General features: G+C 72.7%; 15 protein-coding genes. 6 read left to right on the top strand and 9 right to left on the bottom strand.

The window, feature by feature from the left end:
- Window positions 1-159 precede the first annotated feature (159 nt).
- A complete protein-coding gene (locus ABD126_RS03820) occupies window positions 160-813 on the top strand; it encodes an ACT domain-containing protein (protein ID WP_343932206.1) in 654 nt (217 codons plus the stop codon).
- Between the two features lie 74 nt (window positions 814-887).
- On the opposite strand, the gene ABD126_RS03815 is transcribed toward ABD126_RS03820, so the two are convergent.
- The 6 genes from ABD126_RS03815 to ABD126_RS03790 form a co-directional block, all read right to left on the bottom strand.
- Window positions 888-1,613: a 3-keto-5-aminohexanoate cleavage protein gene (locus tag ABD126_RS03815; protein WP_343932205.1), complete on the bottom strand. Its 726-nt coding sequence runs from the start codon at window positions 1,611-1,613 to the stop codon at window positions 888-890.
- A 157-nt stretch (window positions 1,614-1,770) separates the two neighbouring features.
- The gene (locus ABD126_RS03810) at window positions 1,771-2,277 is read right to left on the bottom strand and encodes a GNAT family N-acetyltransferase (protein ID WP_343932204.1); all 507 of its coding nucleotides are present in this window, start codon (window positions 2,275-2,277) and stop codon (window positions 1,771-1,773) included.
- A 93-nt stretch (window positions 2,278-2,370) separates the two neighbouring features.
- Window positions 2,371-3,033 (bottom strand): hypothetical protein, encoded by a 663-nt coding sequence (locus ABD126_RS03805; RefSeq protein WP_343932203.1) that lies wholly within the window; start codon window positions 3,031-3,033, stop codon window positions 2,371-2,373.
- Between the two features lie 327 nt (window positions 3,034-3,360).
- A complete protein-coding gene (gene ligA, locus ABD126_RS03800; RefSeq protein WP_343932202.1) occupies window positions 3,361-5,550 on the bottom strand; it encodes an NAD-dependent DNA ligase LigA in 2,190 nt (729 codons plus the stop codon).
- A 31-nt stretch (window positions 5,551-5,581) separates the two neighbouring features.
- On the bottom strand, window positions 5,582-6,223 hold the full coding sequence (locus tag ABD126_RS03795; RefSeq protein WP_343932201.1) for a hypothetical protein: 642 nt from the start codon (window positions 6,221-6,223) through the stop codon (window positions 5,582-5,584).
- Window positions 6,220-7,104, bottom strand: coding sequence for a LysR substrate-binding domain-containing protein (locus ABD126_RS03790; RefSeq protein WP_343932200.1), 885 nt, complete (start codon window positions 7,102-7,104; stop codon window positions 6,220-6,222). The genes ABD126_RS03795 and ABD126_RS03790 overlap by 4 nt, the downstream gene beginning before the upstream one ends.
- An 11-nt stretch (window positions 7,105-7,115) precedes the next feature.
- Here ABD126_RS03790 and ABD126_RS03785 point away from each other — a divergent pair, with 11 nt between their 5' ends.
- Window positions 7,116-7,967 carry a YeiH family protein gene (locus ABD126_RS03785; RefSeq protein WP_343932199.1) on the top strand — a complete coding sequence of 284 codons (852 nt, stop codon included), beginning with the start codon at window positions 7,116-7,118 and terminating at the stop codon, window positions 7,965-7,967.
- Here ABD126_RS03785 and ABD126_RS03780 read toward each other — a convergent pair.
- Genes ABD126_RS03780 through ABD126_RS03770 form a run of 3 tightly spaced genes read right to left on the bottom strand, consistent with a single transcriptional unit; the run spans window position 7,943 to window position 11,227 of the window.
- Window positions 7,943-8,689 (bottom strand): succinate dehydrogenase/fumarate reductase iron-sulfur subunit, encoded by a 747-nt coding sequence (locus ABD126_RS03780; protein ID WP_343932197.1) that lies wholly within the window; start codon window positions 8,687-8,689, stop codon window positions 7,943-7,945. The two genes, ABD126_RS03785 and ABD126_RS03780, sit on opposite strands and share 25 nt — an antisense overlap.
- Window positions 8,686-10,596 (bottom strand): fumarate reductase/succinate dehydrogenase flavoprotein subunit, encoded by a 1,911-nt coding sequence (locus ABD126_RS03775; protein ID WP_343932196.1) that lies wholly within the window; start codon window positions 10,594-10,596, stop codon window positions 8,686-8,688. Before ABD126_RS03775 ends, ABD126_RS03780 begins: the two co-directional genes overlap by 4 nt.
- Window position 10,597: 1 nt before the next feature.
- Window positions 10,598-11,227, bottom strand: coding sequence for a succinate dehydrogenase cytochrome b subunit (locus ABD126_RS03770; protein ID WP_343932195.1), 630 nt, complete (start codon window positions 11,225-11,227; stop codon window positions 10,598-10,600).
- A gap of 72 nt (window positions 11,228-11,299) precedes the next feature.
- Between ABD126_RS03770 and ABD126_RS03765 the strand changes: the two genes are divergently transcribed.
- The 4 genes from ABD126_RS03765 to ABD126_RS03750 all read left to right on the top strand — a co-directional run bounded on the left by ABD126_RS03765 (window position 11,300) and on the right by ABD126_RS03750 (window position 13,572).
- Window positions 11,300-12,205, top strand: coding sequence for a LysR family transcriptional regulator (locus ABD126_RS03765; protein WP_343932194.1), 906 nt, complete (start codon window positions 11,300-11,302; stop codon window positions 12,203-12,205).
- A 10-nt stretch (window positions 12,206-12,215) separates the two neighbouring features.
- Window positions 12,216-12,719, top strand: a complete 504-nt coding sequence (locus ABD126_RS03760) for a GNAT family N-acetyltransferase (RefSeq protein ID WP_343932193.1) — start codon at window positions 12,216-12,218, stop codon at window positions 12,717-12,719.
- A 71-nt stretch (window positions 12,720-12,790) separates the two neighbouring features.
- Window positions 12,791-13,114, top strand: a complete 324-nt coding sequence (locus ABD126_RS03755) for an ArsR/SmtB family transcription factor (protein WP_343932192.1) — start codon at window positions 12,791-12,793, stop codon at window positions 13,112-13,114.
- Window positions 13,111-13,572, top strand: coding sequence for an SRPBCC family protein (locus ABD126_RS03750; RefSeq protein WP_343932191.1), 462 nt, complete (start codon window positions 13,111-13,113; stop codon window positions 13,570-13,572). The genes ABD126_RS03755 and ABD126_RS03750 overlap by 4 nt, the downstream gene beginning before the upstream one ends.
- The last annotated feature ends 98 nt before the right edge of the window (window positions 13,573-13,670 follow it).

Genomic DNA, 13,670 nt, shown 5'->3' with positions numbered 1-13,670 from the left:
TGGTCAGGGCGAGGTCCGACCGGGTTGTGCGTGGGCCGCGCGCGGGGGTGCGGGATTTTACCGCTGTGCAACGCGGCTGGTGGGTCGGAAAGCGAAGCTGCGTCTGCGAGAATCATCGGCCGGACAGTCGTCGAACACCAGCCCTTGGAGGCGTGCACCGTGTCCTTCCTGCTCCGGGTCCAGCTCCCGGACCGTCCCGGCACCCTGGGCGCGGTCGCCTCCGCGCTCGGCGAGATCGGGGCCGACATCCTCAGCGTGGACGTGGTGGAGCGCGGTTCCGGCGTGGCCATCGACGACCTGGTGGTGGAGCTGCCGTCCGGCCGGTTGCCGGACACGCTCATCACCGCCGCGGAGTCCATCGAGGGCGTCGAGGTGGACGCGGTCCGGCCGTACGCGGGTGTCCTGGACACGCACCGCGAGCTGGAGCTGGTCGAGGAGGTCGCCGAGGAGCCGGCGCGCGGGCTGGAGATCTTCACCGAGGGCGTCCCGAAGATCATCCGCGCGGGCTGGGCGGTCGTGGTCGGCTACGACGGCGCGGGCGTGCACCGCCTGACGGCGTCGGCGGCGGCCCCGGAGACCCGCATGCAGAACCCGCCGTGGATGCCGCTGGCCCGCGCGACGGTGCTGGACGGCGAGGAGAGCTGGGTCCCGGAGACCTGGCAGGAGCTGGGCACGGAACTCGCCGCGACCCCGCTGGGCAAGCCGGACCGGGTGTTGCTGGTGGGCCGGCCGGGCGGCCCGATGTTCCGCGCCGCCGAGGTGGCGCGGCTGGCCCACCTGGCCGGCATCGTGGCCGTGGTGCTGCCGGACTGATCGCGGCCGTGGTGCTGCCGGACTGATCGCGGTCGGGGTGTGGCCGGGCTGATCGTGGTCGAGGTGTGGCCGTACTAGCGGATGGCGTTGGCCTTGAGCGTGCGCTGGGCGTAGGCGACCAGTTCGGCGTTGTCGCTGGTGCGGCTGCCGTCGGGGTTGTGGAGGGTGTCCTCCAGGCCGATGCGGGTGTCCAGTTCGAGGCGCGCGGCGTAGTCGAGGACGGGCCAGGCGCTGTCGTCCTCGCCGTGCAGCAGGATCGGCGTGCGCAGGGGTTCGAGGACTTCCAGCAGGGCCGCGGCGTGCTCGACCGTCTCGCCGGGCTGGACCTCGGCCAGGATGCGCCGGGTGCCGGCGGGCACGCCCTCGGCGGCCAGGGTGCGGGCGGCCCGGACGTGGAAGACACCCAGTTCGATGCCGATCCCCGCGTCCTGGAGCGCTCGGACCACGTCGAGCCAGCCGTCCTCGTGGACGTTCACCGAGGCGACGTCGGGGCGGCCGGCGGCCAGCCCCGCCCAGCCGCGGACCAGTTCGGCGCGCCGGACCGGGTCCGGCTGGATCCAGGCGGCCGTGGTGACCCCCAACTCGGCGTGCGGCACGGCGGCGCGCACGACGGCGACGGCGGTCGCGACCTCCGGCCCGGCGATCACCTCCAGGCCGACGACGTCGCGCGGGTGCAGGTGGAAGTGGGTGACGCCGAGTTCGGCCAGGGCGGCGGCGTCGGCGGCGAGCTGCTGCGGGGTGACGGGCAGCGCGGGGTGGCTGTGTGGGTTGCGGGCACCGTTGAGGCAGGCCTGGAGCACGGTTCCAGCGTGGCACGCGCCCCGGCTCCCGGCGACCCGCGGACCCCCGGTCGGCCGCACGCCCGGTCGGGTCACGACTCGGTCGAGGTCGCGGTCGGGCTCGGCGTCACGGCCGGGTCCGGTCGCGGCCGGGGTCGCGGCGTGGCCGTTCCCGCGTTCAGGTCAGTTCGAGGCTGAAACCGTAGGCGATCAGGTGCACGCCGGGCACGGGGTTCCAGTCCCGCTCGGGGAACCGCCGGAAGCCGAGCCGCCGGTAGAGCCGGTGCGCGCCGGCCATGTGCTCGCCGCTGCTCATCACCACCCGCTTGGCCCCGACCTCCCGGGCCCGCGCGACGACGGCCCGCACCAGCGCCTCGCCGACCCCGCGGCCACGGGCGTCCGGGTGCACGGCGAGCATCCGGAACTCCAGCTCGCCCGACCGGCTGACCTCCGCGTACGGGGTGCCCGGCAGGGCGATGGTGACGGTGCCGAGCAACGTGTCCTCGGTGTCCACGGCGACCAGCAACTCGGCGTCCCGCGCGCGGGCGCGGGTGTCGGCCAGCTGGTCGGCGTACCCGCCGGTCCGGCTCTCGATGTACTGGTCGGCGTGGTAGGCCGCCACCGTGATCGCACCGGCCGCGTCCCACTCGTCCTCGCGCGCGGGCCTCACCACCACATCCGCCATCTGCTTTCCCCTCCCGCTCCGGTCGTGCTCAAGGCAACCCTGCGGGCGGGGTTCGATCAAGGCACGACCCGAGCGACCCGCACATCTGCGGGTCTAGGCGCACCGGCGGACCGCGACGGGCGGGTCGCCGTCGCCGCGCTCGACCAGGAAGCGGACCGGCAGGGCGTCGCTGTCCGGCGGGAAGTGGCCGACGTGCACCACCGACACGCGGGTCCACCAGCCGTTGCGCTCGACGGCCACCACGGACTCACCGGTCGGCACGCTGGGCGCGGAGCAGGACGTGGTCGGGAGCGTCAGCGTGAACCCCGCCACCCCGAACGCCACCCCGCCCGGCTCGCCCCGCTCCGGCGCGTGGACGCTGGCCGAGCCGCGCCCCGGCCCCTGCTGCCCGCCGCTGACGTCGTAGGAGCCGTTGACGTTGCTGAGCGACTGGGCGTGGATGACGGTGATGGTGACCAGCCCGTCCTTCGTCGCGCCCGACCCGAACAGGGGCGCGGTGACGTACTCGGAGGCCCGGCGGGTGCCGGGCGGCAACGGGCTCGGCGTGACCTGCGGGACGCGCGGCAGGCGGGTGGCGAGCGCGACGTCGTACCGGGGTTGCTGCGCGACGGCGGCGACGTAGGTGGCGGCGGCGGCGACCAGCGCCACGACCAGCGCGATCGGCAGCCACGGGGTCCGCAGGACGACGGAACCGCCGATCCTCCCGGCCTGGACGGAGATGCGGGTGTTCCCGCTCATCACGTTGTGCACGTCCACAGGCGACCCCTCTCGGCGTGGTCACGCAGGTACCGAGGGTAGCCACCCGGGTACGGCGGCCCAGCGCAGCCGCCCCGCGGCAGACCCCGGCCGGGCCGGGGCGGCGTCAGCGCGGGGGCGGCAGGGAGGCGGGGGCGGTGGGGAGGCGGAGGCGGTGGTTGGGGGTTCGGCGGTAGCGGCGGGTGGTTGGTGTGAGGTGGCTGGGGTGTCGGCTGGGTGCGGGGGGTGGAGGGCGGTGGGGGTCTGGGTGGGGGCGGTTGGGCCGGGGTGCCGCCGCTCCTTGTTTACCGGGACGCGCGAGGGGCCGAAAACGCGGTCAGGATGCGCTCACTCCTTCGGGTGATCTTCCTCCGGAGCCTCCGGGGCCTCCAGAGCCTCCGGGGCCTCTGCGGCCTCCGGGGCCACCGTGGCGACCTCGCGGGCCGCGTCCGGGCCGTCGGTCAGCAGGACTCGGAAGCCCGCCTCGTCCAGGACCGGGACCTTGAGTTGCAGGGCTTTGTCGGCCTTCGAGCCCGGGGACTCGCCCACGACCACGAAGGCCGTCTTCTTCGACACCGAGCCCGCCGCCTTCCCGCCCCGCGACAGGATCGCCTCCTTCGCCTCGTCCCGCGAGAAACTCTCCAGCGAACCCGTCACCACGATCGACAGGCCCTCCAGGTTGCGCGGGATCGACTCGTCGCGTTCCTCCGCCATCCGCACGCCGGCCTCGGTCCACTTGCGCACGACCTCCTGCCGCCACGGCGTCTCGACCCACTCGCGCACCGCCGTCGCGATGGTCGGCCCCACGCCCTCGGCCGCCGCCAGCTCCTCCTCCGACGCGGCCTTGATGCGCTCGATCGAACCGAACTCCTGGGCCAGCGCCCGCGCCGCCGTGGGGCCGACGTGCCGGATCGACAGCGCCACCAGGTACCTCCACAGTGGACGGTCCTTCGCCGCCTCCAGGTTGTCCAGCAGCTTCACCGCGTTGGCGCTCAGCTCGCCGGACATCGTCCGGAACAGGTCCACCGCCGCCAACTCCTCCGCGGTCAGCGCGAACAGGTCGCCCTCGTCGCCGTAGACCTCCGAGTCGACCAGGGCCGCCGCGCCCTCGGCCCCCAGCACCTCGATGTCCAGCGCCGCCCGGGACGCCAGGTACTCCAGGCGCCCCTTCAGCTGCGCCGGGCACGTCGCCGCGTTCGGGCAGCGGATGTCGACGTCGCCCTCCTTCATCGGGCGCAGGACCGTGCCGCACGACGGGCACGCGGCCGGCATCTCGAACTCGCGCGCGTCGGCCGGCCGGGCGTCGATCACCGGGCCCAGGACCTCCGGGATCACGTCGCCCGCCTTGCGGATCACGATCCGGTCGCCGATCAGCACGCCCTTGCGCTTGACCTCGCTCGCGTTGTGCAGGGTCGCGCGCGCGACCGTGGAACCGGCCACCTTCACCGGTTCCATCACCGCGAACGGTGTGACCCGACCGGTCCGCCCGACCTGCACCTTGATGTCCAGCAACGTGGTCGTCGCTTCCTCCGGCGGGTACTTGTAGGCGATCGCCCACCGGGGCGCGCGCGAGGTGGAGCCCAGGCGGCGCTGGAGGGCGACCTCGTCCACCTTCACCACCACGCCGTCGATCTCGTGCACGGCGTCGTGCCGGTGGCTGCCCCAGTACTCGACGTGGGCCTTCATCTCCTCGAACGACGTCAGCACCCGCGTGTGCGACGACACCGGCAGGCCCCAGGCCCGCAGCGCCTCGTACGCCTCGGACTGGCGGGTCAGCTCGAAGCCCTCCCGCTTGCCCAGGCCGTGGCAGATCATCCGCAGCCGCCGGGACGCCGTCACCTTCGGGTCCTTCTGCCGCAACGACCCCGCCGCGGTGTTGCGCGGGTTGGCGAACGGCGCCTTCCCCGCCTCGACCAGCTTCGCGTTGAGCTCCAGGAAGTCCTCGACCGCGAAGAACACCTCGCCGCGCACCTCGACCAGCGCCGGCACCGGGTACTCGTCGGTCCCGGTCAGCACCTCGGGCACGTCCTCCAGCGTCCGCACGTTCAGCGTGACGTCCTCGCCGGTCCGCCCGTCGCCGCGGGTCAGCGCCCGCACCAGCCGCCCGCGCTCGTAGAGCAGGTTGACCGCCAGGCCGTCGATCTTCAACTCGCACAGGTAGTGCGCGTCGTCCCCGACCTCCTTCGCCACCCGCTCGCACCACGCGCGCAGCCCGTCGGCGGAGAACACGTTGTCCAGGCTCAGCATCCGCTCCAGGTGGTCGACCGCCGCGAACTCCGTGGAGAACGTGCCGCCGACCAGCTGGGTGGGCGAGTCGGGTGTGGCCAGCCCGGGGTGCTCGGCCTCCAACGCCTCCAGCTCGCGCAGCAACCCGTCGAACTCACCGTCACTGATCGTGGGCGCGTCGAGGACGTAGTAGCGGAACTGGTGGCCCCGGACCTCCTCCGCGAGCGCGGCGTGGCGCTCCCGCGCGGGGGCGGGCACGTCCTCCACGCCCTGCGCGGCACCGTTGGTCTGGTCGAGTGGGTCGCTGGTCACGGGAGGATGTTAACCAGCGGGTACGACAATTTCAGTCCACGAGGGACCGGACCAGCTCGCGCAGCTCCAGCAGGCCGATCGTGCTCGCCGGCTCCGCTACCGCGGTCTCCACGCGGCCCAGCCGCTCCCCCGCCAACCGCTCACCGAGCGTGACGTCCAGGGACAGGAACGTCATGGTCCGCCGCTGCTCCTCCGACAGCGCGCCGAACTCCGGGTGGTAGACGGCGACGTCCACCAGGCCCTCGCCGACCTGCGCCACGACCCGCACGTCGGCCAGCGGCACGCGCTTCGCGCCCAGGTTGACGGTCACCCCGGTCGGGTCGGGCACCGGCGGGACGGAGTCGTGGAACTCCCAGATCATGTCGTCGGCCGGCGCGGCGGCCTTCCACGCGTCGGTGTAGGGCCGCAGCCGCGGGTCCTCCTGGCCGCTGAGCACCAGCGAGTAGATGGCCCGTTGGCCGCGGTCGAGGGAGAAGTGCAGGTCGGGGTGGACGCCGGCGACCAGCTCGCACAGCTCGTTCTCCAGCCGGTGCGGCTCGCGCTCGCCCAGCGCCGCGTTGACCTCCGGCAGCAGCTCGAACCACCGCCGCCAGAACTGCGCCGCCGCCTCGTCCGGGTTGGGCAGGTGGCGCGGGGCGGGCGTGGGCTCGGGGCGTCGGCGGAACCAGCTCATGTCCCCATTGAACTACGGCGCACGGCGACGGCGAGGAGTTCCGCCGCGGGTCCCACGAGCTTCCGCCCGCCCGGCCACACCGCCCGCAGCACGCGCCGCAGATCCAGCCCTTCGACCGGCACCTCCACCAGCCGTCCGTCGGCCAGGTCCAGCGCCACGGCCAGCACGCTCAAGACTGCCGGTGCGACGCCCGCCACCACTGCCCCGCGCACGGCCGTTGTAGAGCCCAATTCGAGCGCGGGTGGGCACGCGTCGGGCAGCGCGCGGTCCAGGGTGTCGCGGGTGCCCGAACCGCGTTCGCGCACGACCAACGGGGTGGCGGCCAGGTCCCGGGTGGTCGGGCGGCGGCGGACCCAGCGGTGCCCCGGAGGGACGACCACGGCCAAGCGGTCCACCGCGACCTTGCGCGTGGACAGGCCGTCGAGCGGTCCGGGCGTCTCCACGAACCCGAGGTCCACCGCGCCCTCGCGGACCAGCCGGCCGACGGTCTCCGAGTTGGTCACGCGCAGGCCCACGTGCAGCTCCGGACGGGTGCGGCGCAGTTCGCCGATCCAACCCGGCGCGAGGTGCTCGGCCACGGTCATGCTCGCCGCGACCCGCAGTTCGGCCTGTTGCGCCGACCGCAGCGCGCGGGCGCTCTCGGTGAGCCGGTCCAGCTCGTCCAGCACGACCCGGGCGCGTTCGGTCACGACCACGCCCGCCGGGGTCAGCGCGGAACCCCGCCGGCCCCGGTCGACCAGCGCCAGGCCCAGGCCGCGTTCGAGGGTGGCCAGCCGCTTGCTCGCCGACGGCTGCGCGATGCCCAGCTCCCGCGCCGCCCGGCCGAGGCTGCCCAGCTCGCCGACCAGCACCAACAACCGCAGCGACTCCAGGTCGGTCATAGCCCCAGGGTATGACTTCATCGCACGTTGCCGCCTACCGCGCCCCCGCCGGGGCCCGCACGCTGACAACCGTGCTGATCTGCGCGTTGGTGCTGGGGGTCGTCCTGGGTGGACACCTGCCGCCGCTCGCCGCCGTGACCCGGCGGCTGCTGCGGGCCGGTGTCGTGCTCCTGGGCCTGCAACTGTCCCTGCCGCAACTCCTCGACCTGGGGCCGGGCGTCCTGGTCGCCGCCGTCCTCACCGTGGCCGTCACGTTCACCGGCACGCTGTGGCTGGGCAAACGTTTGCGGGTGCCGCGTGAGCTGGCCGTGCTGATGGCGAGCGGGTTCTCGATCTGCGGCGCGTCGGCGATCGCCGCCGTGGCGTCCGAGGAGGACGAGGACCACGTGGCCACCAGCGTCGCGCTGGTGACGCTCTACGGGACGGTGACCATGATCGCCCTGCCGCTGCTCGGGGCGTCGCCGGAGTGGATCGGGCTGAGCGTCCACGAGGTGGCGCAGGTCGCCGTGGCCGCGCCGGCGGCGGGCGCCGCGACGGCGATGGCGGTGAAGCTGAGCCGGGTGGCGCTGCTGGCCCCGGTCGCGGCGCTGGTCGGGCGGCAGCGGGACACGCCGCCGGTGCCGTTGTTCCTGGTCGGTTTCGTGGTGATGGTGGCCGTGCGCTCGACCGGCGTGGTGCCGGCGCCGGTGCTCGACGGCCTGAAGACGCTCACGACGGTGCTGTTCGCCGCCGCCATGTTCGGGCTGGGCACGGCGGTCCGGCCGCGGCGACTGCTCGCGACCGGACCGCGGGCCATGCTGCTCGGGTTGCTGGCGACGCTCCTGGTGTGCTCGGTGAGCTACCTGTCGCTGCGGGTGGTGTGAGCCTTCAACAGGTCCGCGTTCAGGCGCGCGATCGTGGTCAGCGGGATGCCCTTGGGGCACACAGAAGTGCACTCGCCGGTGTTGGTGCAGCCGCCGAACCCGAGGGCGTCGTGCTCGGCCACCATGTTCCGCGCCCGCTGGTACCGCTCGGGCTGGCCCTGCGGCAGCACGCCCAGGTGGGTGGCCTTCGCGGCGGTGAACAGCATCGCCGACCCGTTCGGGCACGCCGCCACGCACGCCCCGCACCCGATGCACGCCGCCGCCTCGAACGCCGTGTCCGCGTCCGGCTTGGGCACCGGCAGGGCGTGGGCGTCGGGTGCGCTGCCGGTGGGCACGCTGACGTACCCGCCGGCGGCGATGATCCGGTCGAACGCCGACCGGTCCACCACCAGGTCCCGCACCACGGGGAACGGGTCCGCGCGCCACGGCTCCACCGTGAGCACGTCGCCGTCCTTGAAGTGCCGCAGGTGCAACTGGCACGCCGTGGTCGCCTTCTGCGGCCCGTGCGCGACACCGTTGATCATCACGCCGCACATGCCGCAGATGCCCTCACGGCAGTCGTGGTCGAACGCCACCGGCTCCTCGCCGGCCAGGATGAGCTTCTCGTTGAGCACGTCCAGCGCTTCCAGGAACGACATGTCCGGCGACAGGTCGTCCATGGCGTACTCGACGAGCCGCCCCGACGAGCCGTGCTGCCGCCAGATCCGCAGGGTCAGTTTCACGCGTAGCTCCGGGTCGTCGGCTGGACGTGTTCGAAGACCAGCTCTTCCTTGTGCAGCACGGGCTTGTCGCCGGTGAACTCCCACGCGGCGACGTAGGAGAAGCGGGTGTCGTCGCGCAGCGCCTCGCCGTCGGGGGTCTGGCTCTCGGACCGGAAGTGGCCGCCGCAGGACTCCTCGCGGTGCAGCGCGTCCACGCACATCAGCTCGGCCAGCTCGAAGAAGTCCGCCACCCGGCCCGCCTTCTCCAGCTGCTGGTTCAGCTCCGCGCCCGTGCCCGGCACCTTGACCCGCTGCCAGAACTCCTCGCGCAGCTCGGGAATCCGGTCCAACGCCTTGCGCAACCCGGCCTCGTTGCGCTCCATGCCGCACTCGTCCCACATCAGCCGGCCGAGTTCGCGGTGGAACGACTCCGCGGTCCGGTCGCCGTCCACCGCCAACAGCGTCTTGATCCGGCCGCGCACCTCGGACACCGTGTCGGCGACGGCCGGGTGCGTCCCGTCCAAGGCCTCGAACGGCCCGTCCGCCAGGTAGTCGCCGATCACGCCGGGCAGCACGAAGTACCCGTCCGCCAGGCCCTGCATCAACGCGCTCGCGCCCAACCGGTTCGCGCCGTGGTCGGAGAAGTTCGCCTCGCCGATCACGTACAGGCCGGGGATGTTCGACCGCAGGTCGTAGTCCACCCACAGTCCACCCATCGTGTAGTGGACAGCCGGGTAGATGCGCATCGGCACCTTGTACGGGTCGTCGCCCGTGATGCGCTGGTACATCTCGAAGAGGTTCCCGTAACGCTCCTGCACCGCGAGCGGGCCGAGGCGCTTGAGTGCGTCCGCGAAGTCGAGGTAGACACCGCGCTTCTCGTCGGAGATGTTCTTCGCCGCCCGGGACGCGATGTCGCGCGGCACCAGGTTGCCGAAGCTGGGGTACATGCGTTCGAGGAAGTAGTCCCGCTCGGCTTCCGGGATGTCGTTGGGCTCGCGCGGGTCGTTCGGGTTCTTCGGCACCCACACGCGGCCGTCGTTGCGCAGCGACTCGCTCATCAGGGTGAGCTTGGACTGGTGGTCGCCGCTGATCGGGATGCACGTGGGGTGGATCTGGGTGAAGCACGGGTTCGCGAACAGCGCGCCCCGGCGGTGCGCCCGCCAGATCGCCGTGGTGTTGCAGCCCTTGGCGTTGGTGGACAGGTGGAACACGTTGCCGTACCCGCCGGTGGCCAGCACGACGGCATCGGCGAAGTGCGTGGAGACCTCGCCGGACACCAGGTCGCGGACGACGATCCCGCGCGCCCGGCCGTCGACCACGACCAGGTCGAGCATCTCGTGGCGGGCGTGCACCTCGACGCGTCCGGCGTTGACCTGGCGTTCCAACGCCTGGTAGGCGCCCAGGAGGAGTTGCTGCCCGGTCTGCCCCCGGGCGTAGAACGTGCGGGAGACCTGCGCCCCGCCGAAAGACCTCGTGTCCAGCAGGCCGCCGTACTCGCGGGCGAACGGCACGCCCTGCGCCACGCACTGGTCGATGATCTCCACGCTGATCTGCGCCAACCGGTGCACGTTCGACTCGCGGGAGCGGAAGTCGCCGCCCTTGACCGTGTCGTGGAACAGGCGGTGCACGGAGTCGCCGTCGTTGCGGTAGTTCTTGGCCGCGTTGATCCCGCCCTGCGCGGCGATGCTGTGCGCGCGGCGCGGGGAGTCCTGGTAGCAGAACGACTTGACGTTGTAGCCGAGTTCGCCCAGGGTCGCGGCGGCCGACCCGCCGGCCAGGCCGGTGCCCACGACGATGACCGTGCGGTTGCGGCGGTTGGCCGGGTTGACCAGGCGGGCGGAGAAGCGGCGGCGGTCCCAGCGGTTCTCGATCGGGCCGTCCGGGACGCGCTGGTCGGCGATCGGCGGGCCTTCGGTGTGGAAGCTCATGTCAGCCCACCAATCCGGTGAAGACGGCGAAGGGGACGGAGAGGAAGCCGGCGCAGACGACCACGGCCACGGCCAGCCCGATGGTCCGCGAGGTGACGACGCCGAGCGTGCGGGTCGCGCTCCACACGCCGTGCCGGATGTGGAAGCCCAGCGCGACCACCGCGACCGTGTAGGCCAGCACCACGTACCAGTGCTGGAAGTCGGCGACGACGTTCGCGTGGATCTCGCCGGGCACCCCGTGCGGGTTGAGCACGCCGGCGGTCAGGTCCAGCAGGTGGTAGACCACGAACAGGCCGATGATCACGCCGCCCCAGCGCATGGTGCGCGCGGCGTAGGAGCCCTGGACGGGCCGGCGGTGCTCGTACCGGCCACGGGCCTTGCGGGCCCTCGCGGTCAGTTGGTAGGCCGCGACGAAGTGCAGCGTGACGGCGATGAGCAGCCCGAACCGCGTCGGCCAGACGACGTTGATGTCGCGCAGGAACTTCCCATAGGCGTCGAGCGCGCCCGGCCCGGCGAAGATCGACAGGTTGCCGAGCATGTGCACGACGACGTAGAGGAACAGCACCGCGCCGGTGACCGCCATGACGGCCTTCTTGCCGATCGTGCTGCGGTAGAGCCGGATCGTGTCCACGCCGACGACGCTAGGAACGGGCGTGACGAGTCGTCCAATACATCGTGAGCTGGCTGAGGATAGCCTGGGGCTATGACCCTCCAGCAGCTCGTGTACTTCCTGGCAGTGGCCCGGACGCGGCACTTCACGCGGGCGGCCGAGGAGGTGCGTGTGGCGCAGCCCTCACTGTCCAAGCAGATCCACGCGCTGGAGAAGGAGCTGGGGGCGGAGCTGTTCAGCCGGGCGCGCGGCAACGTCACGCTGACCCCGGCCGGTGAGGCGCTGCTGCCGGTGGCGAGCCGCATCCTGTCCGATGTGGACACCGCCCGGCTGGAGGTGGCCGAGCTGGTCGGGCTGCGGCGCGGGCGGGTGCGGGTGGGTGCGACGCCGAGCCTGTGCGGCAGCATCTTCGCGGACGTGATCAAGCGGTACCACGACGCCTACCCCGGCATCCAGGTCTCGGTCACCGAGGGCGGGTCCCGGGACCTGGTGCAGGCGTTGGAGGCGGGGTCGCTGGACCTGGCGCTGGTCATCGTGTCGCCGGTGGACGCGCACCGGGCGCTGACCGTGGCGCCGGTGCTGCGGGAGGAGTTGGTGGTCGCCTCCGCGTCGCCGCTGGGCGTGGACCGGATGTCGTTGCTGGACCTGCGCGAACACCCGCTGGTGATGTTCCGGCCGGGCTACGACCTGCGGGAGACGACCCTGGCCGCGTGCCGGGGCGCCGGGTTCGAGCCGACGTTCGCGGTCGAGGGCGGCGAGATGGACGCGGTGCTGCGGTTCGTGGAGGTCGGGTTGGGCGTGGCGATCGTGCCGAGCACCGTGCTGGCGGCGCGGTCCCTGCACGGGACGCCGCTCACGCCGGGCACGTCCCGGACCGTGGGTCTGGCGCACCGGGCGGACGTGGCCCCGACGTCGGCGGCGCGGGCTTTCCAGGACGTGCTTCTCAGCTTTCTCAGGGGCGCGGAAATGCCCGCCGGGGTTCACCTGGTCGAGCGGTAGGGTCGCGCGCATGATCATTCGCCGGGAGAGCGCGGCCGACGTCGAGGCGATCGCGAACGTCACGGAGGCGGCCTTCGCGGACCGCCCCGGTGGCGAGGTGTGGCTGGTGGGGGCGTTGCGCGAGGACCCGGGGTGGCTGCCCGCGCTGTCCCTGGTGGCGGAGGTCGAGGGCGAGGTCGTCGGGCACGTGGTGTGCACGCGGGGCTTCGTGGGCGAGACGCCGGCGTTGGGGTTGGGGCCGTTGAGCGTGCGGCCGGACGTGCAGCGGCGGGGTGTCGGCAAGGCGTTGGTGCACGCGGTGCTGGGCGCGGCGGACGCGTTGGACGAGCCGTTGGTGGCGTTGTTGGGCGACCCGGCCTACTACTCCCGGTACGGGTTCCGGGCGGCGTCGGAGTTCGGGGTCGTGCCGCCGAACCCGGAGTGGGCGCAGTACTTCCAGGTGCGGACGTTGAGCGCGTACCGGCCGGAGGTGCGGGGCGCGTTCCGCTACGCCGAACCCTTCAACCGCCTCTAGCTCCTCGGGAGCGGACCTTCTTCCTCGGCACCCCTTGACCGCCCGGCAATATTAGTGGACGCTAACCGTTAGTGGATACTAACGGAGCAGGAGACGTCTGGAGCGCGCTGGCGGACGGCACCCGGCGGGCCATCGTGGACCGCCTGGCCGAGGGGCCGCAGGCGGTGGGGCAGTTGGCCGACCACCTGCCCGTCACGCGGTCCGCCGTGTCGCAGCACCTCAAGGTGCTCAAGAACGCCGGGCTGGTCAGCGAGCACGCCGTCGGCACCCGGCGCATCTACCGGCTGAACCCGACGGCGGTGGCGGCGTTGCGCGACCAGCTCGACACCTTCTGGCAACGGGCGCTCGCCAACTACGCCGACGTCGCCGCGCAAGCCACCGAGGAGGAAGCATGAGCGAAGTCGTCCGCAGGCACGTCGTGGTCGACGCGGAGATCGCGCAGGCCTTCAAGACCTTCACCGAGCGGTTCGGGGACTTCAAGCCGCGGGAGCACAACCTGATGCGGACCCCGATCGCCGAGACCGTGTTCGAGCCGCACGTCGGCGGGCACGTCTACGACCGCGCCACCGACGGCACCGAGTGCCGCTGGGCGCGCGTCCTGGCCTACGAGCCGCCGCACCGCGTCGTGTTCAGCTGGGACATCGGTCCGCAGTGGACGGTCGAGACCGATCCCGCGCGGACCAGCGAGGTCGAGGTCCGGTTCGTCGCCGAGGCCCCGGGCCGGACCCGCGTCGAACTCGAACACCGCCACCTCGACCGCCACGGCCCCGGCTGGGAGTCGGTCGGCGAGGGCGTCGGCGGCGACGGCGGGTGGCCGCTCTACCTCGCCCGGTTCGCCGAACTGCTCGGCTAGCTGTACTGCCCGGAGAGGTTGTGAACAGGGCGACACGTGATCGGATGATCTTGGAATGAGGGAGGGCCTCCGGGTTCGGTGTGGATTGCGACATCTGC

The sequence above is a fragment of the Saccharothrix mutabilis subsp. mutabilis genome, from assembly GCF_039521145.1.
In the GTDB taxonomy this organism is placed as follows: domain Bacteria; phylum Actinomycetota; class Actinomycetes; order Mycobacteriales; family Pseudonocardiaceae; genus Actinosynnema; species Actinosynnema mutabilis.
The sequence above is the reverse complement of the archived record's forward strand: the minus strand, read 5'-3'. Positions and strand labels throughout refer to the sequence as shown.

What these genes read in the sequence shown, in the direction of transcription:
- ABD126_RS03810 (WP_343932204.1), bottom strand. Translation starts at nt 2,277, where the DNA reads ATGGCGGATGTGGTGGTGAGGCCCGCGCGCGAGGACGAGTGGGACGCG.
- ABD126_RS03795 (WP_343932201.1), bottom strand. Translation starts at nt 6,223, where the DNA reads ATGAGCTGGTTCCGCCGACGCCCCGAGCCCACGCCCGCCCCGCGCCAC.
- ABD126_RS03790 (WP_343932200.1), bottom strand. Translation starts at nt 7,104, where the DNA reads ATGACCGACCTGGAGTCGCTGCGGTTGTTGGTGCTGGTCGGCGAGCTG.
- ABD126_RS03785 (WP_343932199.1), top strand. Translation starts at nt 7,116, where the DNA reads ATGACTTCATCGCACGTTGCCGCCTACCGCGCCCCCGCCGGGGCCCGC.
- ABD126_RS03775 (WP_343932196.1), bottom strand. Translation starts at nt 10,596, where the DNA reads ATGAGCTTCCACACCGAAGGCCCGCCGATCGCCGACCAGCGCGTCCCG.
- ABD126_RS03765 (WP_343932194.1), top strand. Translation starts at nt 11,300, where the DNA reads ATGACCCTCCAGCAGCTCGTGTACTTCCTGGCAGTGGCCCGGACGCGG.
- ABD126_RS03760 (WP_343932193.1), top strand. Translation starts at nt 12,216, where the DNA reads ATGATCATTCGCCGGGAGAGCGCGGCCGACGTCGAGGCGATCGCGAAC.
- ABD126_RS03750 (WP_343932191.1), top strand. Translation starts at nt 13,111, where the DNA reads ATGAGCGAAGTCGTCCGCAGGCACGTCGTGGTCGACGCGGAGATCGCG.